Genomic DNA, 19,257 nt, shown 5'->3' with positions numbered 1-19,257 from the left:
CTGTTACGATTCTCGAAGCGTCATCCGATATTTTCGCCATCGTCTGGCTGTAATTCCCAACGGGTGTTCCCACCAGACTTCCATCAGTCATATCGTAGATCTGTGCTCCGGAAGATGCGTCATAAACGGTCACCAGAACTCTCGTGCCGTCTCCGGATATATCAACTCCGTTCAGCTGGCTTCCTGTTTCAAAAAGAGCGATTTGCCAGACTATCTGTTCCGTTGCGGTATCCAGACAGATTAAAGAATCTCCTTTAGCATCAGTGTAAACAATATATGCGCCGTCTACCGTTATATCCTGTTTTTTGCCAGGATCAAGAATCAGCGTTGGAACTGAGGATGAAGACAGCCAGACGAATGTAGACTCATCGAAGGAAGCTGCTGAAAATATCTCATTATTCGATCCTGCAGCTACATCCATCCTGTTATTATTAGAAACAGTAGGATAATTCCACAGAGGAGTTGAGCTTCCCGCTGTTTCATAGCAGGCTATTCTGTCATTATTCAAATACCAGCTTGTCAGAATACCTGCACCATCCATGCTTATTGCCGATTCATTGGCAATCGCCGCCTGATGATTTCTGTCCACCCAGTAAACTCCGGCCTTGAATTCCGGGCTCCGAGTCCAGGTTGCTTCTTCGGTTATCGGATCTCCCACGGGTTCAACTATTTCTCCTTCAATTTCGCAGATTGTTCTTGTAACAAAGTACTCATCAATTCCTATATCAGTGATCTCACTGTATCCTGTGAATCCTGAAGCCATCACCGTCACAAGCAATGCGTACAACATAGCAGCCTCCTACAAGTATCTGACCAACATTAATTTAGTACAAATTTCAATCCTGAAGCAATTTTATAAATACTTTTTTACCGCATGTCTATACCTGGTCTTATCCGAATACTACTTTTTCTTCATTATCCACAGACCATTAAGCGAGGGAGCGTATTCAAAATCCAATATACCAATCGAAAGTGAATCTGGCATCTTTTCCGGAAAGTGTTGTCAGTAGATCAGAAAAACCTGCATAAGATTCTCCTAAAAGAGAAACCCCTTGAACGCACGTTGGACGAGGGAGTTGAAGAGCCCGTGAGAAAATTCCAATGCGTCTCGTTGTTTTTTGTTCGCCTTCACTGTTTCCGTATTGAGGGCAGAATACCTTTTCTGTTCCGCTATAGGAGGTAGATTGACAGGGAATTCTCTGAGTATGCCAAGATTTATATGTGGAACACCGGTTGAGAGTGTACGATTTTCAATAATTCGTTGAGCCATCGGAGCTTGCAAATACGAAACAAGCCAAACTGGATCTACTAATTCATCCTCTGATACGAAGCAATCATTGGTTGAAAGGTTTGAACCTCGTATCACCGGTACTCTTGAGACACGGTAGTCACTTGAGGTAAGATTGGAGCCAAAGGGACCACCAATACAGGTCCACTTCCCACTTGTTCTAAGGTCGGCAACCACGCATCTATTCCAACCCGCAGGGAGCTTATCAATATTTGGATTGCATACCGGATCGCCGAACATGTCGAGGAAAACAGATTTCAGGAATTCTTCTGTCAGGCGGATTGACTCCTGACGTTTGCGGCGAACAACGTCTGCCTTGTCCAGAATGGCAGCAATGCGTTTCTGCTCTTCCAGTGGGGGGAGTGGAATCCTAAGGTTCATGACAATTGTCTTAGAGATGTTATTTGTGGTTACACCACGGGCATCAGCAAGAAGCTTTCGTTGATTGCTTTCAAACCAATGAAAGAGGTACCTTGAATCGAGTCTGTTGGAATCTCGCACATTGATACCTAGAATAGTTTGATTGGTAGATAAAGGTTTACCTGCAAATGCGACTTTCCCAACAGATCCATACATAGCAAGTAATAAAGTTCCTTCAGGGAAAACACGATTTCCAATAGTTGATAATCCTTCTTCGGTAATGCTCTCATTTGTTCCTGTGACTACTCTATCGGTGGTATTCAGATCAGCAATCTTTGCCCAAGGAATGTTCCCACCATAGAAATTCGGGTTTCCTCGTCTTGGAGTACCTCCACTTCTCATTTCACATATTTCTCCTAATGGTATGCTTTCATATCGCTTCTTCATCCCAGCATTCCCTCGAGCTCATCCAGGTCTTTACGGATGTCATCTTCAAGTTCCCGGAGTTTCTGGAGTATCTCTTTGGGAGGGTCGTACTCGACTTCTTCGTACTCTATCTCTTTGTAGCGGTTGATGGAGAGGTCGTACTTGTTGTCGATTATCTCCTTTACCGGAACTGTGAAAGCTTTTGCCTTTCTATCGGTGTTCTTTTCAGGATCTCTGTTTTTCCATCTGTTGATGATGTCAGGAATGTCATTTGATTCTATCTTGTCACGCTTGTCATCAAGGGAATAACCATCTGCCTGCATATCATAGAACCATACATTCTCTGTTTTTCCGCCCTTTACGAATACAACTACCGCAGTACTTACACCTTCGTAGGGTTTGAACACTCCTGAAGGCATGGATACGATGCCCTGGAGTTCACAGTCCTCTATGAGCATTTGTCTGAGCTTTTTATGGGCGTTTGAAGAGCCTAACAAAACGCCATCCGGGACTATGACAGCTGCCCTTCCACCGATTCTCAGGAGGTTGATGATTCTGTTAACGAAAAGAAGTTCTGTCTTTGTGGTTGGAAGGCACAGTTCCTCATTGATGTCACCCTTGTCGATGCTTCCCTTGAAAGGTGGGTTGGCGAGTACCACATCGTAACAGTCCTTCTCGTTGAATCTTTTTGAGAGGGTGTCCATGTAGTCTATGTCAGCCTGCTCTATGCCATGGAGCATAAGATTCATGAGCCCTATCCGAACCATCGTTGTGTCAAAGTCATACCCGTAGAATGTTCTTTCTCTCAGGCTTTTCCACTGGCGCTCATCGGTGAGTTTATCACCGACCAATCCTCTCTCAAATCCGTTCTCGTCCTTATGTCTTAGCTCAGGGCTGGTGTGAGCTGTAAGGATGTGCTGGTAAGCCCCCAGCAGGAATCCACCTGTTCCGCAGGCAGGATCACATATCTGCTCACCGAGTTTCGGATCAACGAGTTCACACATCATCTGGATTATATGCCTTGGTGTTCTGAACTGACCGTTCTTGCCTGATGAACTAATCTCTGAAAGGAGGAACTCGTAGATATCGCCCTGTGTATCATGGAAGGTCTGACCGTTCTCCTGCCGTTCCCTGTCTATCTCGGTGTAAATACTGTCTATGATGCCGACAGCTTCTACAAGCAGTGATGCTTTGGGAATGATGAATACGGCATCCTGCATGTACTGCGAGAAAGGCTGATTTTTGTCTCCAAGGTTTTTGATGAAGGGAAAGACATTATCCCTCACGTGGACAAGCATCTCATCTCCAGGAAGGTGCTTGAAGCGGCTCCACCTGCAGTCCTCTTGTCCCGCGAAAATGGAATTGTATTCCTTGTTAAGCCATTCCGCATCTGCTTTGTTTTTACTATCCATTGCATCGAGTCTTCGAATAAACAATAAGTAGCTTATCTGCTCCATTACCGTAAGGGGGTTGGCTATACCTCCAGACCAGAATCTGTCCCAGAGACTGTTCAGCAGTCCTTTCAGTTTACCTGTCAGCATTTAGGTCTCCTCTGTTGATTACGGTCCATTTTGAAGCCCTTCCCCTGCGCTGAACGGATATGATATTCTCTTCCTTCAGTTGCCGGAGAACTACTCTTATCATGTCTCTGCTTACTGTGGGACATTTCCTTTCCAGATCTGAGATTGAAAACTCTCCAGGAAAATGCATAATAGCTTCTGTTACCCTTGCTGTTTTTGAACCTCTTGATGGTTGTGATGTTCCTACTCGATCTTCAAGCTCCTTGTACGCTCTGATAAGTACTCCCCAGAAATAGGTTATCCAGGGAAAAGGATCATGCATATTGGCATGCCAGTTTATGGAGCTTGCTTCGAGAGTGTCGTAGTAGCTTTTTAATGATTCATCGATAATGCGCTCAAGGCTGATATACCGGCCTACTTCAAAGCCGCTTTTGTAAAGCAGAAGCAATGAGAGCAATCGTGCAATACGCCCGTTCCCGTCATCGAATGGGTGTATGCAGAGAAAATCCAGGATTGACAGAGGAATTAATATCAGCGGTTCTGTTCGGTAGCGTTCCGTCTGCGTCAGATATCCTTGTTCGAGCGATCTCATGGCTTCAGGTGTTTCTAAATGGCTTACAGGTTTGAACTTTACTTTTATCAAATCTCCATCAAGATTTCTTTCTTCTATCACATTATCAACGTACTTCCAGTGTCCTCCATCCTCAGGGAGGTACCGATAGATCATTGAATGAAGCTGGAGTATTGCGTTACAGTCGAATGTCATTCCCTGATGCGATGAATGAATCAGGTTGAGTGCGTCCCGATACCCCGCTATTGCCTGCTCGTTGTGATTGTGACCCTTCTCCGGGTTTCGGGCTATGGCTTTGATTCTTGTCTCCGGAGCTGTTATCCCTTCGATCCTGTTTGAAGCGGTGACTGATTCAATGATCGCGTTCTCGCGGAGACGCTCCAACACTTCTGGTATCTGCTTTGAATAGAGTTCCTGCTTGCCCTTGAACTCCCCAAGTTTCTTAATAGTAGTGAGGTGATCTGAAGAGAAGCTTAACGAACCTACAAAGCTCCTGAGCAGGGAATGCATTTGTTTCCTTTCAGCGAGAGACATGCTTACTGTCTATTGGGGTAATATATATATCAATGGGGTAATGTCAAGGCTATATTACCCTGAATAGAACTTATCGACTGATTTTATGGGGTAATGCCTAGACTATTTTACCTTGTTGAAGTGATTCGTTACCCTTATTGTTTGTGTATGGGAGTGTTTCATGCAGTGAGTGTTTCGGTAAGCTTCATGATCTCTTTTATTTCCTCCCTGCTGAATACTCCCCTTACGCCCATGGGGTGAATCTGAGTGAATGGAGCCTGAATGAGATCCTTTTTATCGAGCTTGCCTGTTTGAATGATAAAATTCCTCAGAGTCTGCAGGAATCTTATCTGAAGTGATGTAATGGTAGTATGCTCTGCGATGAACTCGTCGAAGCTGCTGTTGACCTTAACACTCCAGGATTCGAGGGTTTCAAGTCCGAGAATATGGCGCATGAGCTGAATGAAGCTTGCGGTCCTCTGATCGTAGGCCCGCCTTTACCGTGAACTCTGGGGTCATCTGAGACGATTACACAGGATAAACGCCCTGCATGTTCCGGATAGAGGGTATCGAAGATATCCTGAAGACGCCTTGCGTGAGCTTTGGTTATGGCGAAGAAAATGGTTTTACCTGGAAGAGTACCTGTATCATCCTTGATGCATTCATCCATGAACTCTCTGATTATCCGGGTATTTGTGCCCGCGTTGGATACTTTTCGCTCGAAATCAGTACCCTCGTAGTTTATCTAATCGAGATCCTTGCCCTCCGCTATCAGTTTCCTCTGGATTGACTGGGGAAGCTGGTGGCCGTGAATACCCTGAACCTGGAATTTCGATCTTACATTGAGAACCTTGAAATCACACAGGTAAGGAGGATCATGCTCCACAGCTTCCGCCCTAAAGAAGAGAGTGAAATGAAACTGAAGAATAGACTACGAGTTCTTCACGCGGAGATGAAAATCAGTCAGAAACAACAGAAACTTGGGTTTTCGCTGATTCCAACCTGTGACAAGTGGGGGATACCTGAATGAAAAGGAAACCAAATTCTCCTCTTCGGTGTTTAAATAGTGGGAGGGTCAGGCAATGTTAGGAAAAGCATTTTTTCACTACACGAATTTGCTGCAAAACGATATCGATGAGAGGAATTCTCTTCTCCAGCAATTCAACGGTTTTCGCCACAACACCCAATTCCTTGGTCAAACATCCAGGATCATCGTTTATATTGCTGCAGGAATCATTGTAATCGCTGCTGCCCTTGCGGGTCTTCTGATATTGCTTCAACCATAACATGATAGCGGCGGCAACGATGTGTATCTATTCAGATATTTGGTTGCAGATATAAACGGGACTGTCTGAATCAAAGGAGCCCTTCCAGAATTTCAAGCGTTTCATTACACCATTCGATCACAGTTGTTGAAACCTGAATTCCGTATTCGACCGCCATTTTTCCATACAATAAATGTTGAGTAGTATTGACATTCATTGCCGTAGGACCAATATTGGGTCGTAGATTGCGGTACATAATCAAGTACCAGAAAGAGGGACATCATGCCTCAGCGAAAATTCAGCGTTCATGAGGCTCAAGCAGAATTCTTGAGCAAATACAAGGCTTACGGCTTCAAGGATAAAAGCTCAATGGTTCGCAAAGCCATAGATCAGCTGCAAAGCAGATTGGAACTCGATACCCTGAGAGAATCGGCAGAACTTTATTCTGAGATTTACACAGAGGATGACAATTTGAAAGAGCTGACCCAATCAGCTATAACCGGATGGCCGGAATGACCGTATTGAAAAGAGGAATGATTATTGATGTAAATCTTGACCCGGTTAAGGGCTCGGAAACTGGAAAAGTAAGACCATGCATAATCGTAACCAACGATATTTACAATGAAATTGTTCCCGTTATTCAAGTTGTTCCTGTTACCGAGTGGAATGCAAAAAAAGCTAGAATAAGAACAAATATTGAGATTACTCCATCCAAGAGTAATGGCCTTACAAAGAAATCCCTTGCAGATTGTCTGCAAACACGCCCTGTTGATCATCGTCAAAGATTAGTTAAAATCCGCGGGAAGCTGTCACCAGCTGTAATGCTGGAAATAGATCAATCATTGAGAATTGTCTTCAAGCTTAATACCCTGCGTTATTAGATTTTTGTATTGTTCGTTTAACCTTAAAAACCTTTGAAACCAACTCCAGTTGAAACATCCTTGATCAGGATGACTAACACATCTGAATTGAGAAGGTAATAATGAAGGTATGAATGAGCTGTATCTGGATCAGATACCGGGTTGTTTGAAAAACCGATTTACTATCGCTCATGCTATAAGCTCACTGTCAGCACGTAAAGCACCATAAAGGAGAAATTCCGATGATGAACAAGGTGGTTGCTGTATTCATTCTGTTGTCGTGCTTCAGTACGGCCGCATTTGCTCATGAGTATGACCAGCTCGTACTCGAAGCCAGGAACAAGTCGTCGGCCCTGGATCACCAGGCTGCACTTGAGTTGTACCAACAGGCCTTTCAGATCGAAGAAGGCGATATCTTCGAGTTGTATAACGCTGCTTGCGCCGCCTCCCTTTGCGAGAACCTCGATGCGGCGTTCATGTATCTCGAGAAAGCGGTCAGCAGCAATATTATCAAAAAGCAATGGCTTGAGGAAGACGAGGATCTTGTAAACCTTCACTCAGATAGCCGTTGGTATGCTTTATTTGCAGCGATGGACGCCAGAGCGGATGCCATTTTGGCCTCATTACCGGAAGAACACCCGGAAGGGCCGTTGGTTGTATTACCTCAACCCCGGTTATCAAGTGATGTGTCAGTGGAGGAGGCCTTGCAGAACCGGCGATCCGTGCGCTTCTATGAGGATTCACCGTTGACTCTCGCTGAGGTTTCGCAGCTCCTGTGGTCCGCGTACGGGCTGAGCAATCCTATCGAAAACGCACCGGACTTCCTGCGAGGCGGTCTCAGAACAGCTCCATCGGCTGGGGCATTGTATCCTCTGGAACTCTACCTGGTGGCTCGTAACGTAACTGATCTCGATCGTGGAATCTACTGGTACAAATCAGAAACCCATGAACTCGTGCGCATCGTTGGCGATGATTGCTGGGAGGAATTAAGCAATGCTGGATTCAATCAGCCTCATTTCGAGAATGCGGGGGCGGCGATTGTGTATTCGGCTGTTTTTGAACGCTGTACACAGAAATACGGAGATCGAGGCCGGGAACGTTATGTATGCATGGATCTCGGCCATTCGGCTGAGAATGTATACCTTCAGGCATATGCCTTAAAGGCTCCTTCAGCGACCTGGTATTGATGCAGGTGATAAGGATGACCAGAGAGGAAGTCCCTCTCTATATAATGCCGCTGGGAAAGATGTAATGAGGTTTTATGAAAAGAACTATCTGAATTAAAGTTGACCTTCCAGAGTTTCAAGTGTTTCATTACACCATTCGATCACAGCTGTTGAAACCTGAATTCCGTATTCGACCGTCATTTTTGCGTACACAGCGTGCCCATCGGGTCTTTCTGAAAATTGCTCCAGAATTGACTGAAGCCTTCTCAGTTCATTTTCCTTCCTGCTACGGTATTGGAAAACCGTATTTCTCATGACTGAAGGTCCTACAAGATCGCCGAAAAACAGTTTCAAAAGCATTTCCGACCGTGGAGGTGTCTGACCTGCTTCGGTCGACAGCCAATTCAGCAGAACGTCTTTTCCCTTCTCGGTGATTTCGTAAACATTACTCCTGGCTTGATGGGAGTTATCCTTACTCTGCAATTTAACGAGCCCGTCGTGCTCCATTTCATTCAGCTTCGGATATATCTGACCGTAAGACTCCCTCCAGAAATTAGCAACACTGTTCTCTATGGCTTTCTTTATCGAGTAGCCGGATCCCGGTTTGCAGTGTAGAAACGCAAGGATAATAAACCGTGTTCTGCTTTCACCAGCCATGCTGAACCTTTCATTTATTGTTTAAAGCTGATCTGTACACCACAGGGCTGCGTTTTCCATTAGCTCCCAATCGGATCCCATGTCTTCAAGTGTACTGTCCGGCGGAATACCGTCACGATCGCTGTCTTCCTCGAACTCCGGGTGAGTTCCGATGATGAATACCCTGCCGGAACCGTATTCAAAAGCCATAATGACCGGATAGTTTCCCGAATTGTATTCTCCCAGTATTTCAACTTCGAGAGGGTTCTCCGGCGCAAACTTCGGTCCAAGCCAGTAGAATATCCATGAGGGATTCAATACAGACTGAGTTATCGGATGTGATGTACCGGTAATATCTATCTGAACCATGGTCTGGTATCCAGCGTGTTCAAATTCATCCACAGGTCCCTCCGACCTTCCCTCAAACAGTTCAAGAGATTCCATCGGAAGCTGATTGCCCATCCAGTATACCTCTTCGGCCGCGAAATATCCGCCAGCGCATATGCCTATATATCCGCCGCCATTACTGATGAATGACCTTACGCGAGATATTCCTTCCGCGGAAAGACTCTGGGAGTACTGATACATGTCGCCTCCGGGAAAGCAGACCAGATCGAAATTGTCGAGACAGCCCATTCTGATTTCTTCAGAAGAGACTTCCTGAATGGAACGCCCCATCCACTCGAACATGTTCACAGTTGCGGTAATGCATGACGGCTCTGCGCCCTGATCGGAATAAAGTGCTACAGAAGAAGATTTTACTATAGGTGAGCTTACATTACCGCAGGCCACAAGCACAAAAACAGGAATGATAAACGGATATCTTCTGTTCATATTGAGCTCCTTTCGTTCAATCAGATAATATATCTGACAGATATATATCTGGAAGATAGGCATGAAGTCAATATGCAACTGCGACGCAAGGCAGATATGAATCAATTCGAAAACGAGAACGATGTGAGATATTACGATTTCCAGCAGGTCTACATGATGTCAGGGCGGAAAGCATCCTCCAGGTAAGTTTCCATGCGAAAGCTCATGGATGTGCCTCTGACAATCGCAACATCGAATCGTATCTGACCGGACGGAGGTTTCGTTGAAAGATAAACCATAGCTGCGTGCACCAGTCTTGCCTGCTTCGCGGAATCTATCTTATCAAGCGTAACCGTAGCGGAGCTGTCGGAAGCGAATTTCACTTCAACGAACGATAGCACATCTTCTTTCTTCGCAACTATATCGATCTCTGACCTGCGTGTTCTGAAATTCCGGGCTTCTATAGCCCATCCCCTGTCCTCAAGCCAGAGGCATACGAAGGATTCGGCTTCCCTTGAGATTTTACTCAAAACGAAACCTCAGCTGCCTGTCATTTTTCATGGGGGCGAAGGACATCCTGTGAATCGGGGAAGGACCCAGCTTCCTGATCGCTTCCATGTGGGCTTTCGAACCGTAGCCCTTATTGGAAGCGAAGCCATAACCGGGATACTGCCGGTCAGCCTTTATCATGATATCGTCCCTTGTAACTTTGGCGATTATACTGGCGGCGGCGATTGAAAGACTCTTCGAATCACCTTTCACAATGAATTCCGCGGGAAGTTGAAGGTTCTTCACAGGAAGACCGTCTATAAGAAACAATTCGGGGCGTCTGTCCAGTGCTTCTGCGGCTCGCAGAAAGGAAAGACGTACAGCTTCGGTCATACCTGCTTCGTCGATCTCGGAGTGTTCAACAACACCTGTTGCCCAGCATTCCGATTCTTCGATTATAACCGGGAAAAGCCGCCTGCGTTTACTGCCGGAAAGCTGTTTACTATCGTTGACTTCACTGAGGAAAATCTCTCGGGGAAGCATCACGGCTGCCGCTACAAGAGGGCCGGCGAGGGGACCCCTTCCCGCTTCGTCAATCCCTGCTATGGCAGGATATCTCGATCTGAAACTTTCATCAAACCGATGGAGCTGTGTTTCCGTGGTATCAGTTCCTGGCGCCGTACGTTTTCCTCTCTTTGATCCTTGCGGCTTTGCCCGTCTTGTTACGAAGGTAGAAAAGCTTGGCTCTGCGGACCTTTCCGGCTCTGGTTACTTCGATCTTCTCGATGAGAGGTGTATTGAGGGGGAAAACCCTCTCAACACTTACACCGCCCGAAATCTTCCTTACGGTGAACGTTTCGGAAACTCCGCCTCCCCTTCGGGAAATAACAACTCCCTGGTAGATCTGCACTCTTGTTTTGTCGCCTTCCAAAACCTGAAAATGAACCTTCACCGTATCCCCTGCTCTGAACTCAGGATAATCATCCCTGATCTGAGAGGATTCAACGCCTCTGATAATGTCATCCATTCTTCTGCTCCTTCTGTCGATCCGCCAGCCGCAGCGAGCGGATAAATCGTTCTCTTATATTCTCTTCACTTTTCGAATCGATCAGTTCCGGACGATTCTTCATCGTTAGTTCCAGTGCTTTTCTTAATCGAAATTCCTCTATATCCGCATGGTTTCCCGAGAGGATTACCTCCGGAACTTTCATCCCTCTGTAATCGGCAGGTCTTGTATACCTCGGATAATCCAACAGCCCGGTAGCGTAAGTATCTGATTCAGCGGATTCCATCCTTCCCAGAACCCCCGGAAGCCATCTGAATACAGCTTCCATAAGGAACATTGCGGGAATCTCACCTCCAGATACCACAGCATCACCTACGCTGATTTCATCAGTTACGGCCGCATCTCTGAACCTTTGATCGATACCGCCATACCTCCCGCAGAATATTATCATCCTGCTGGATTCCGCCAGCTCCTTCGCAAGGGACTGATCGAGCTTTCTTCCCTGGGGGGTCATAAAAATAACCCTTGCTTCATCCCTCCAGGGAATTCGTTCAAGTGTATCGAACAGCGGCTCCGGCCGTAACAGCATACCGGCTCCGCCACCGAACTGGTAATCATCAACCGATCCTCTGCTGTCAACAGCTCTGTCTCTTATATCGAGAATTGAAAGGTCAACCAGACCATTTTCAACTGCTCTTCCAGCAATCCCGCAATCCATGAAGGAAGCAAACAGGTCCGGAAACAGTGTTGCTACCGCTGCCTGCATTTAAAGCTCCAATCACAACGGGAGGTCTTCCAGGCCTTCCGGAAGGTCAAGCTCAATTACCTTCTCCCCCCAGTTAATCGACCCTTCGTTCATCACGAGTATCACGGGAACATGAAATCTGCCCCCGTTATTCTCGACAATAAGCAGAGGATTCGCACTGGCCGGCTCAACATCAACTATCCGCATAAGACATCCGCGGGAATGTATCTCAAATCCGGAAAAGCTGTGAAGAGGAATAAAACCCAGTTTTTTTTCAACTTCGTCAATTGTTATGTAGATTGAGCAGTCTCTACATTCCTCAGCATCGTCCCGGTTGCCGATCTCCTCGAAAGTGAGATTGAACCTTGAATCTCCTCTATAAGTACATCGCCTTACAGTAAGGGATCTGCTTTTATTAAGCAGAATCACTGTTCCCGCTGGGATATCGGCAGCTCCGTACCCCAGGAACAGTCGAACCCTGACTCCACCCTTCAGCCCGTGTGTCTTCTCAACATACCCGAGATATACAATACCATCGGGAATCGGTTTTTCAGAATCAGTCAATAATTCTGACTGTAGCTTTCTGCTCCAGGCGGGCAGCAGCCGATCTGATAATAAGTCTCATAGCCTTCGCTATTTTACCTTCGCGGCCTATGACCCTGCCCAGATCAGTTTCAGCTACCCTCAGTTCGAAGACGGTAACATCTTCTTCGACTGTTTCTTCAACGGAAACAGCTTCGGGATCTGCGACAAGTACCTTAGCCATAAGTTCAACAAGCTCTTTCATGAGGATCCTCCAGTTTTGATGCCAGTTCAGCCTGCATTCGCACAAGTTCAAGTTTTAGGAAGTTCTATTCTCGCCTTTAATAAACACTACTTCCGGTTTAACTTCTTCCTCACCGGAAGACAGTTTATGCCACTTCTTCCAGGTTCCGGTTTTCTTCAGAAGAGTTCTCACTGTATCGGAAACCTGAGCTCCTCTCTCAAGCCAGTGGAAAACTCTTTCTTCGTCAACTTTTACTTCCATGGGCTTGCGCAGGGGGTCGTAGTAGCCGAAACTCTCCAGGAATTTTCCGCTTGGGGCTTTGCGCCTGTCAGCAGCTACAATCCTGAAGGAAGGCTCGCCCTTGCTTCCCGTTCTTTTAAGACGAATAATTACCAAACTTCACCTCCATATCAGCGGAATAACCCGGGAACTCCTATTCCCTTTCCCGATTTCATCCGCTTCATCATTTTTTTCATTGATCTGAACTCTCGCAGCAGCCTGTTCACATCGTTCACCTTTGTGCCGCTGCCCATCGCTATTCTTTTTCTCCTGCTTCCATTAATTATCTCCGGGTGGAGCCTTTCTCTTACTGTCATTGAACCGATAATCGCGGACGTCCTTGTGAACTGGGATTCATCGATGTCCGCTCCTGAAGGCCTCATATTCTTCGGCAGCATTCCAAGAAGGTCGGTGAGAGATCCCATTTTCCGTATTCGCTTCAGCTCCCTGGCAAAATCCTCCAGCGTAAAGGAATTGGAGATGAGTTTCTTCTCAAGCTTCTGAGCCTCCTTGATATCGTACGCGGTTTGCGCCTTTTCGACCAGGCCGACCACATCGCCCATTCCAAGGATTCTACCGGCAAGCCGCTGCGGATCCATAGGTTCAATTCCCTCAATACTCTCACCCGTTCCAAGGAATTTAATGGGCTTTCCGGTTACCGCCCTGAATGAAAGCGCGGCGCCACCCCTCGAATCACCGTCCATCTTGGTAATGACCGAACCGGTGAACCCTATTCTTTCCTGGAACTCTACAGCAACGTTCACTGCGTCCTGGCCGGAAAGACCGTCCAGCACAAGCAGTGTTTCGGATGCGTCCGCAATCCTGCATACATTTTCAAGTTCGCTCATCAGGTCATCGTCTATATGAAGCCGGCCAGCGGTGTCAGCAATCACGATATCGTAGCTCTTGAGCCTTGCCTCCTTTATAGCGTCTTTCAGAACCGCTACAGGATTCTTCGTATCTCTGCGGCCGTAAAAACCGGCTTTCGCCTTTGCTGCCAGTTTCTCCAGCTGATCGATTGCAGCCGGTCTCTGAAGGTCACATGCGGCCAGAAGAGATCTCTTGCCTTTTTTCTCAGACAGCCACCAGGCAAGCCTGGCTGCCGTTGTGGTCTTTCCCGATCCCTGGAGTCCTATCATGAGGTAAACCAGAGGCGGTTTACCGGAGAGCTGAAGTGGTGACCTGTCCGTTCCCAGAAGTTCAACGATCTCATCGTTAACTATCTTGATTACCTGCTTACCAGGCGCAAGGCTCTTAAGAACCTTTTCACCCATGGCTTTTGTGCTTACATCACTGACGAACTGTTTCGCAACTCCGAAATTAACGTCAGCCTCAAGCAGAGCGCGTCGCACCTGCCTCATTGCCTGCTTAATATCGGATTCCGTAAGTACTCCCCTGCCGGTCAGTTTCCTGAAAGCATCCGAAAGCCTGTCTGTCAGATTCTCAAACAAAAAGTTCCTCCACAGTTACTTAATAATATGCCGCTCTGCCTGACTACTTGCGCGGTAGCCCACAGAGCATGCAATTATACACCACTAAACGGAATACTACAAGCTCAACGGATCATGACAGGAAAGGTGCCCTACGAGAAGCCCGGGCTGTCTTATCTTCCAGTATCATTCAAAAAATGATGTTGACCGGGCGGAGTTGCATGTGGTATTGTTTTTCAGCTTTGGAAATAAGGAATACCGGGATAGAAGCACTATGCTGAAGTATATCACGGCATAGTCTAAAAATTAGCTTTTCTATTACTTTGAAAGAGCGGAAGATGGATGTAACTGTGTCCGGGAAGATAAATTCGCTGTTGAAACTGATTTTGATTCTGGCATTTTTGGGTTATGTGTTTCTGGTTTTTTCGCCGATGTTACATACATTTTTTGATCCGCAGGAATTTATCTCATTCTTGAATCCTTTAAGCACAGGAATGCCAACGGGGCAATACATGATTGAAAGTTGGAGCTGGATTAACGATCAGGGGGAGATGATCGGTTTCTTCAGACCATTGACCAGCGCTACATTCATGCTGGAGTATCCCCTGTTCGGCCTTAATCCACTGGCGTACAGGCTGGTTAATCTGGCAATGCATCTGCTGTGTGCTTTTTCCATAGCCAGGCTGGTAATGTTATTGTCCGGCAAAAAGTGGTTTGCAGTATTCGCAGCTGCGCTCTTCTCCGTGTATCCCGGAACTGTGGTTGCCACGGGCATGATAGTGGCACGACATGATATACTTGCATGTCTCTTTTCTGTTTTAGCTCTGAATTCAACCGTCATACTATCGAGGACTCCGAAGACAACATGGAAGGCCATAATGCCGGCTCTTTTTGTTCTGTTTGCGGTTAGCAGCAAGGAACTGGGGATGGGAAATTTCATAGCCCTGCCAATCATGTACTTCCTATGGCCGGGAAGGGAAAAATTCAAGAAAAACACTCTGATTTTCATTACCTCCCTTGTAATAGTTGCAGTGGTTTACCTTGCAGCAAGATATATGGTATTCGGTAATCTTGGTGGCTACGGCGCTTATACTGAATTGGTGGCAGTTCCAGCGCATGTGGCCATTCTGTTTTTGCAGGTTACCGGCACGTTCTTTGTAGGACTACCAATATCCAGACTTCTGGTGTATCTGTCTATTGTATATGTAATAGCGAATTATGCCCGGGGGGAACTCCAGCAATGGCGCAAAGTAGGAGTGGCGGTACTTGTAACGGGCGCCTACAGCTTCCAGTCGATAGTTGGTGATGTGGCTGAACATTACGTCTACACTGCATCCGCTTTCACAGTGTTGTTTCTGGTGTACTTCGCAGGAAGGATTGAAATACCAAGCCGAAGAGGAAAACAACTGCTAGCCGGGATTGCTCTGCTTGCCGTGCTTGCTGCGGGATATGTAACAAAACGTGAATGCTGCGATTTCAATAATAAATATACCAATTGTGAAATAGTCTATACCGCTCTGGAAAATATATCTGACTCTCTTCCCTCAGAAAGCGGAGCAGTCTGTCTCGTTCTGTCAAACAGTAATACTCCGATTGAGAATGAAATGAAGAATGTTCCTCTGTACATGGGTCTGATTGACATCGACAGTCAATGCACATTTCTTATCATAAGAGAGCTAAACGCTGGAAGTGATCTGCCGATTCTTGTATGGGAACAGGATAAGATAGTAATCAGATAGAACCGTCGAATCGCACATTTTATTACGTGAACAAAATAAATGGGGTCAAATCTTTACTCTTGACATTAGCTTCATTCATCAAATTGCATCAAATTGAAATAATTTTTGAATGTTAAGGTTTTACAAATTTTCATAAGGCACAAAGCTAATGTCAAGAGTAAAGATTTGACCCCTTCATCCCTTGTAACGGGCGCCTATTTCTCCAGTGTCAGTGATCCGTGACCTGATGGGCAGGTGATGGTAATCTCTGACGATGTTTCACCGATGATGTACTCAAGACCCGAAACGGGACATACAGGCATGGAATCCGGAAGCAGTTCCTCAAGAGGTCTGTTGCCTTCCGCTATGCTTTCATGATAAAGCATGCCTTCGATTTCAAAACCGACGGAATCAATTCTAGTAAGGCAAGCCTGAATAGCCAGTTCGTTCCCTATCCTGTCCATTTCATCCTGGTCCATTATTCTGTTACTGTCCCGGATGCATCCTGAAAGGATTGCAAGAGTCAGCGCAAGTACTATAAAATATTTCATCTGAGTCTTTCTATGGCAGCGGCCGGATCATCGGATCCTGTAACGAAAGAACCTGAAACCAGTATATCAGCTCCAGCTGATATGAGCTGTTTCGCATTGGAATCAGTTACTCCGCCGTCTACAGATATCAGAGATTCACTACCGCCGTTGTTGTCAAGGATACGTCTGGATTCAGATATCTTCTCATGAAGGTACTCCATATGTTCCTGTCCCCCGTAACCCGGATTAACGGTCATGATAAGAACAAGATCAACAGCAGGCGCAACCCATCTGAGAAATTCAACAGGAGTTGAAGGATTGACCGCCACACCAGCCCTGGCTCCCGATGCTCTGATCTGTCCGAGAAGCCTGTCAAGATGCGCAGTAACTTCCGCATGCACTGTAATGTAACTGCATCCTGCATCCGCGAAATCCTCTATCAATGTGGAAGGTTCCTGAACCATCAGGTGAGCGTCAACCGGAATATCAACACACCTCACAATTGATTCCGCAACAGCGGCTCCTACCGTAAGTACCGGAACGAATACTCCATCCATCACATCAAGGTGGATCATATCAGCTCCAGCTTTCTGAAGCCCCAGAGCTTCCTCCGCCAGGTATCCCTGGTTACACCCCAGAACCGAGGGAGCTATAATCACTTTCCTCATTACCAGTTTCCCCAGTCGTCATCCGTTTTCCCGACTATCAGGTTTATGGAATCGCCGGGAGCATACCGTGAACCGGCGAGTAACAGCTGCTCAATAATCATCCCGTCCTGAAGAATATCGCCAGTCACCCTCTCCTCGATCACAGGGATGAGGTTATTGCTCTCAGCGATTTCAAGGGCATCGCTAAGTGACAATCCCACGAAACGCGGAATCCCATCCCATCCTGTTGATACGAGTAGCCTTACAGGTACTGTAACTGACAGGCTGTCGTACTGTCTGGGGCAGACGCCGATAACCATTCCCTCGGGAATGAGGGGATGAGGCACCCAGCTTCTCCCAATGGAATACAGCTGCCAGTCGGCGATTTCCTCCTCGGCTTCAACTGCGGAAAGACCAAGGAGGGAATCGGGATAATAGTTTCTGTAGAGTGGGCCTATATTCCAGAAAATGCTTACCGGGGCTCCTCTTGGAGTCATCGAACCGGGAGGTGGATCCTGCCTTATGACACTGCCCATGCTTCCCATAGGGCCGTATTCGGACCACTGGCCGGCAAGAACCAGATTCGCTGATTCTATTTCCCGCTGGGCGTCCTGTCTCGAAAGGCCCGTAACGTCCGGAACTGATACGGGCGCCGAGGCAGCACCAATTGATGAGATGAACCGGGGTGTCCTGAAAATCGAGGGTGCCAGTACCGAACCAGCAATATAGGCAAGTATCGCTGCTGATACGGCCAGAATCACATATCTTTCAATCGGTTTCACTGATCCCTCCTCCAGGCTGCTGCAAAAAGACCGTCTATTCCATGGTCAGGGGGAAATATGCAGATCATACCATCCCTGACAAGCTCATCCGGTCCGGAGAGGTTCTCGCGATGGAAAAACTCCGTATTCTCTTCGAACGATTCAACCTGCAGACGGTTTTCTTCTTCCTCCAGACTACACGTTGAGTATATCAGAATACCACCCGGCATAACAAGCTCACCCGCAGACCGGAGGAGTTCCCTCTGTAACGCAACAGAATTCTCGAGGTATTCATCAGACCATTTCCACCGGGCATCGCAACGCCTCCTGTAAACTCCGGTATTCGTACACGGGGCATCAATGAAAACCAGATCAAAGCCGTTCTTAAATGGCATCATCCTACCATCGGCAACAACCGGAATGCTGTTTTGCCACCCAAGTCTTGCCCTGTTCTCAAGCCATCTATGCATCCTTGAAAAAGATGAATCCAGAGATATCACATAATGAGCAGTTGCCTGAAGGTGATGTGTTTTACCACCGGGTGCTGCGCCGATCTCCAGTACTGAACCTCCTTCTGCAAGTTCCGCTGCAACTTCAGCGATAACAGCGGCAGCTTCATCCTGAATGTAAACCATATCTGTTGTAGAGCGAAGAGGATTCATTCCGGTTCTCTCAAGAATCCTGTAGTTATTCACGTACAGGCCCTTTTCGAGATTGTCACTCAGGCCGGGGATGCAACCTCCAATATCCGGCACGCTGTTGTTCCATTCCATGAGTTTCTCGGTTTTTTCTCTTCCGAACCTCGAAACCCACCTGTCAGTCAGGGATGAGGGATGTGACCATATCTCATTGAGAGGAGCTTCGATTGTGTCAGGTTCTCCCTCGCTTGCCAGTTTCCGCAGGACAGCGTTTACGAGACCTGAAGCCCTGTGACCGGAAAGAGCGCTGACGGTAGCTGAAACGGCTGCGTGCGAAGGCGTACGGAGAATAATCAGCTGTGCGGCTCCCGACCTGAGCGCGGCAAGAACCACACCGTCCAGATCGCGAAGGGGTTTGGAGCAGAAACGTGCCAGTGCTCTATCGAGCCTGGCCCGCCAAACAGTCGTCTCCCTCAGGAGCCTGAGAGCGAATGCCCTGTCCCTTCCGCTGAGGTTGAAATTCTCATCCATACCCGCGAGGGATTTGATTACCGCTCTTCGAGCGGCTACACCACTGGATCCGTTACTGGACGTTTTCCACTCTCTCGATCTCGGGGAATACCGATTTGAGATTTCTCTCAACAGTCCACTGAAGAGTAACTGTTGCCATGGCACAGCCGGAGCATGCGCCCTGCAGCTTCACTTTTACAACCTTATCTTCTATACCGATGAACTGGATATCTCCACCATCCTTCTGAAGAACAGGTCTTATCTTCTCAATTTCAGCTGTTACGTTCTCATCGTTGAATTCCAGAGCTTTATCATTCATT

26 protein-coding genes and 1 pseudogene are annotated in these 19,257 nt (G+C 47.0%); 5 read left to right on the top strand and 22 right to left on the bottom strand.

What is annotated here, in order from left to right:
* The 6 genes from K8S15_06790 to K8S15_06765 all read right to left on the bottom strand — a co-directional run.
* The coding region (locus tag K8S15_06790; protein MCD4775746.1) for a hypothetical protein at positions 1-790 on the bottom strand (790 nt) is incomplete at its 3' end.
* A gap of 246 nt (positions 791-1,036) precedes the next feature.
* Positions 1,037-2,050 (bottom strand): restriction endonuclease subunit S, encoded by a 1,014-nt coding sequence (locus tag K8S15_06785; GenBank protein MCD4775745.1) that lies wholly within the window; start codon positions 2,048-2,050, stop codon positions 1,037-1,039.
* Positions 2,051-2,091: 41 nt separating this feature from the next.
* Positions 2,092-3,615, bottom strand: coding sequence for a type I restriction-modification system subunit M (locus K8S15_06780; GenBank protein ID MCD4775744.1), 1,524 nt, complete (start codon positions 3,613-3,615; stop codon positions 2,092-2,094).
* Positions 3,602-4,675 carry a Fic family protein gene (locus K8S15_06775; GenBank protein ID MCD4775743.1) on the bottom strand — a complete coding sequence of 358 codons (1,074 nt, stop codon included), beginning with the start codon at positions 4,673-4,675 and terminating at the stop codon, positions 3,602-3,604. The genes K8S15_06780 and K8S15_06775 overlap by 14 nt, the downstream gene beginning before the upstream one ends.
* A 182-nt stretch (positions 4,676-4,857) precedes the next feature.
* Entirely contained in the window at positions 4,858-5,133 is a 276-nt protein-coding gene (locus K8S15_06770; GenBank protein MCD4775742.1) for a hypothetical protein, read from the bottom strand.
* Between the two features lie 290 nt (positions 5,134-5,423).
* Positions 5,424-5,564 carry a hypothetical protein gene (locus K8S15_06765; protein MCD4775741.1) on the bottom strand — a complete coding sequence of 47 codons (141 nt, stop codon included), beginning with the start codon at positions 5,562-5,564 and terminating at the stop codon, positions 5,424-5,426.
* 196 nt (positions 5,565-5,760) lie between these two features.
* On the opposite strand from K8S15_06765, the gene K8S15_06760 reads away from it, so the two are divergent.
* Positions 5,761-5,964: a hypothetical protein gene (locus K8S15_06760; protein ID MCD4775740.1), complete on the top strand. Its 204-nt coding sequence runs from the start codon at positions 5,761-5,763 to the stop codon at positions 5,962-5,964.
* A gap of 70 nt (positions 5,965-6,034) precedes the next feature.
* Here the strand turns inward: K8S15_06760 and K8S15_06755 are convergent, their stop codons facing one another.
* Complete coding sequence (locus K8S15_06755) at positions 6,035-6,199, bottom strand: hypothetical protein (GenBank protein MCD4775739.1); 165 nt, start codon at positions 6,197-6,199, stop codon at positions 6,035-6,037.
* 26 nt (positions 6,200-6,225) lie between these two features.
* Here K8S15_06755 and K8S15_06750 point away from each other — a divergent pair, with 26 nt between their 5' ends.
* The 3 genes from K8S15_06750 (at position 6,226) to K8S15_06740 (ending at position 7,990) form a co-directional block, all read left to right on the top strand.
* Entirely contained in the window at positions 6,226-6,459 is a 234-nt protein-coding gene (locus tag K8S15_06750; protein ID MCD4775738.1) for a hypothetical protein, read from the top strand.
* Positions 6,456-6,824: a type II toxin-antitoxin system PemK/MazF family toxin gene (locus K8S15_06745; GenBank protein MCD4775737.1), complete on the top strand. Its 369-nt coding sequence runs from the start codon at positions 6,456-6,458 to the stop codon at positions 6,822-6,824. Before K8S15_06750 ends, K8S15_06745 begins: the two co-directional genes overlap by 4 nt.
* Positions 6,825-7,045: 221 nt before the next feature.
* Positions 7,046-7,990 (top strand): SagB/ThcOx family dehydrogenase, encoded by a 945-nt coding sequence (locus K8S15_06740; GenBank protein MCD4775736.1) that lies wholly within the window; start codon positions 7,046-7,048, stop codon positions 7,988-7,990.
* Positions 7,991-8,083: 93 nt separating this feature from the next.
* Here the strand turns inward: K8S15_06740 and K8S15_06735 are convergent, their stop codons facing one another.
* The 10 genes and pseudogenes from K8S15_06735 to ffh form a co-directional block, all read right to left on the bottom strand.
* On the bottom strand, positions 8,084-8,626 hold the full coding sequence (locus tag K8S15_06735) for a PadR family transcriptional regulator (protein MCD4775735.1): 543 nt from the start codon (positions 8,624-8,626) through the stop codon (positions 8,084-8,086).
* A gap of 21 nt (positions 8,627-8,647) precedes the next feature.
* Complete coding sequence (locus K8S15_06730) at positions 8,648-9,439, bottom strand: hypothetical protein (GenBank protein MCD4775734.1); 792 nt, start codon at positions 9,437-9,439, stop codon at positions 8,648-8,650.
* 149 nt (positions 9,440-9,588) lie between these two features.
* Entirely contained in the window at positions 9,589-9,948 is a 360-nt protein-coding gene (locus K8S15_06725; protein MCD4775733.1) for a YraN family protein, read from the bottom strand.
* Positions 9,941-10,546: pseudogene (locus K8S15_06720) on the bottom strand (ribonuclease HII). Before K8S15_06720 ends, K8S15_06725 begins: the two are co-directional and overlap by 8 nt.
* A 25-nt stretch (positions 10,547-10,571) precedes the next feature.
* Entirely contained in the window at positions 10,572-10,934 is a 363-nt protein-coding gene (gene rplS, locus K8S15_06715; GenBank protein MCD4775732.1) for a 50S ribosomal protein L19, read from the bottom strand.
* Complete coding sequence (gene trmD, locus K8S15_06710; protein ID MCD4775731.1) at positions 10,927-11,679, bottom strand: tRNA (guanosine(37)-N1)-methyltransferase TrmD; 753 nt, start codon at positions 11,677-11,679, stop codon at positions 10,927-10,929. Before trmD ends, rplS begins: the two co-directional genes overlap by 8 nt.
* A 12-nt stretch (positions 11,680-11,691) precedes the next feature.
* Entirely contained in the window at positions 11,692-12,222 is a 531-nt protein-coding gene (locus K8S15_06705) for a hypothetical protein (GenBank protein MCD4775730.1), read from the bottom strand.
* Positions 12,215-12,445 carry a KH domain-containing protein gene (locus K8S15_06700; protein ID MCD4775729.1) on the bottom strand — a complete coding sequence of 77 codons (231 nt, stop codon included), beginning with the start codon at positions 12,443-12,445 and terminating at the stop codon, positions 12,215-12,217. The genes K8S15_06705 and K8S15_06700 overlap by 8 nt, the downstream gene beginning before the upstream one ends.
* A gap of 54 nt (positions 12,446-12,499) precedes the next feature.
* A complete protein-coding gene (gene rpsP / locus K8S15_06695) occupies positions 12,500-12,820 on the bottom strand; it encodes a 30S ribosomal protein S16 (protein MCD4775728.1) in 321 nt (106 codons plus the stop codon).
* Positions 12,821-12,834: 14 nt separating this feature from the next.
* Entirely contained in the window at positions 12,835-14,142 is a 1,308-nt protein-coding gene (ffh, locus tag K8S15_06690) for a signal recognition particle protein (protein MCD4775727.1), read from the bottom strand.
* Positions 14,143-14,645: 503 nt separating this feature from the next.
* Between ffh and K8S15_06685 the strand changes: the two genes are divergently transcribed.
* Complete coding sequence (locus tag K8S15_06685; GenBank protein MCD4775726.1) at positions 14,646-15,872, top strand: hypothetical protein; 1,227 nt, start codon at positions 14,646-14,648, stop codon at positions 15,870-15,872.
* A gap of 194 nt (positions 15,873-16,066) precedes the next feature.
* Here the strand turns inward: K8S15_06685 and K8S15_06680 are convergent, their stop codons facing one another.
* The 5 genes from K8S15_06680 to K8S15_06660 are packed head-to-tail and all read right to left on the bottom strand — an operon-like array spanning position 16,067 to position 19,256.
* Positions 16,067-16,402: a hypothetical protein gene (locus K8S15_06680; protein ID MCD4775725.1), complete on the bottom strand. Its 336-nt coding sequence runs from the start codon at positions 16,400-16,402 to the stop codon at positions 16,067-16,069.
* Positions 16,399-17,040, bottom strand: a complete 642-nt coding sequence (rpe, locus tag K8S15_06675; protein ID MCD4775724.1) for a ribulose-phosphate 3-epimerase — start codon at positions 17,038-17,040, stop codon at positions 16,399-16,401. Before rpe ends, K8S15_06680 begins: the two co-directional genes overlap by 4 nt.
* Before the next feature lie 8 nt (positions 17,041-17,048).
* Entirely contained in the window at positions 17,049-17,810 is a 762-nt protein-coding gene (locus tag K8S15_06670; GenBank protein MCD4775723.1) for a PASTA domain-containing protein, read from the bottom strand.
* The gene (locus K8S15_06665) at positions 17,807-19,069 is read right to left on the bottom strand and encodes a hypothetical protein (GenBank protein ID MCD4775722.1); all 1,263 of its coding nucleotides are present in this window, start codon (positions 19,067-19,069) and stop codon (positions 17,807-17,809) included. Before K8S15_06665 ends, K8S15_06670 begins: the two co-directional genes overlap by 4 nt.
* Positions 19,011-19,256, bottom strand: coding sequence for a NifU family protein (locus K8S15_06660; protein ID MCD4775721.1), 246 nt, complete (start codon positions 19,254-19,256; stop codon positions 19,011-19,013). Before K8S15_06660 ends, K8S15_06665 begins: the two co-directional genes overlap by 59 nt.
* Position 19,257: the final 1 nt, after the last annotated feature.

The sequence above is a fragment of the Candidatus Aegiribacteria sp. genome (genome assembly GCA_021108005.1).
Classification (GTDB): Bacteria; Fermentibacterota; Fermentibacteria; order Fermentibacterales; family JCC-6; genus Aegiribacteria.
This window is presented reverse-complemented; position numbering and strand designations above follow the sequence as displayed.

Coding starts and splice junctions, on each gene's coding strand:
- K8S15_06780 (MCD4775744.1), bottom strand. CDS start 3,615: ATGCTGACAGGTAAACTGAAAGGACTGCTGAACAGTCTCTGGGACAGA.
- K8S15_06660 (MCD4775721.1), bottom strand. CDS start 19,256: ATGAATGATAAAGCTCTGGAATTCAACGATGAGAACGTAACAGCTGAA.
- rplS (MCD4775732.1), bottom strand. CDS start 10,934: ATGGATGACATTATCAGAGGCGTTGAATCCTCTCAGATCAGGGATGAT.
- K8S15_06685 (MCD4775726.1), top strand. CDS start 14,646: ATGATTGAAAGTTGGAGCTGGATTAACGATCAGGGGGAGATGATCGGT.
- K8S15_06775 (MCD4775743.1), bottom strand. CDS start 4,675: ATGCATTCCCTGCTCAGGAGCTTTGTAGGTTCGTTAAGCTTCTCTTCA.
- K8S15_06700 (MCD4775729.1), bottom strand. CDS start 12,445: ATGAAAGAGCTTGTTGAACTTATGGCTAAGGTACTTGTCGCAGATCCC.
- K8S15_06785 (MCD4775745.1), bottom strand. CDS start 2,050: ATGAGAAGTGGAGGTACTCCAAGACGAGGAAACCCGAATTTCTATGGT.
- K8S15_06730 (MCD4775734.1), bottom strand. CDS start 9,439: ATGAACAGAAGATATCCGTTTATCATTCCTGTTTTTGTGCTTGTGGCC.
- K8S15_06755 (MCD4775739.1), bottom strand. CDS start 6,199: ATGTACCGCAATCTACGACCCAATATTGGTCCTACGGCAATGAATGTC.
- K8S15_06740 (MCD4775736.1), top strand. CDS start 7,046: ATGATGAACAAGGTGGTTGCTGTATTCATTCTGTTGTCGTGCTTCAGT.
- K8S15_06680 (MCD4775725.1), bottom strand. CDS start 16,402: ATGAAATATTTTATAGTACTTGCGCTGACTCTTGCAATCCTTTCAGGA.
- trmD (MCD4775731.1), bottom strand. CDS start 11,679: ATGCAGGCAGCGGTAGCAACACTGTTTCCGGACCTGTTTGCTTCCTTC.
- K8S15_06770 (MCD4775742.1), bottom strand. CDS start 5,133: ATGCGCCATATTCTCGGACTTGAAACCCTCGAATCCTGGAGTGTTAAG.
- K8S15_06760 (MCD4775740.1), top strand. CDS start 5,761: ATGTTAGGAAAAGCATTTTTTCACTACACGAATTTGCTGCAAAACGAT.
- K8S15_06750 (MCD4775738.1), top strand. CDS start 6,226: ATGCCTCAGCGAAAATTCAGCGTTCATGAGGCTCAAGCAGAATTCTTG.
- K8S15_06745 (MCD4775737.1), top strand. CDS start 6,456: ATGACCGTATTGAAAAGAGGAATGATTATTGATGTAAATCTTGACCCG.
- K8S15_06735 (MCD4775735.1), bottom strand. CDS start 8,626: ATGGCTGGTGAAAGCAGAACACGGTTTATTATCCTTGCGTTTCTACAC.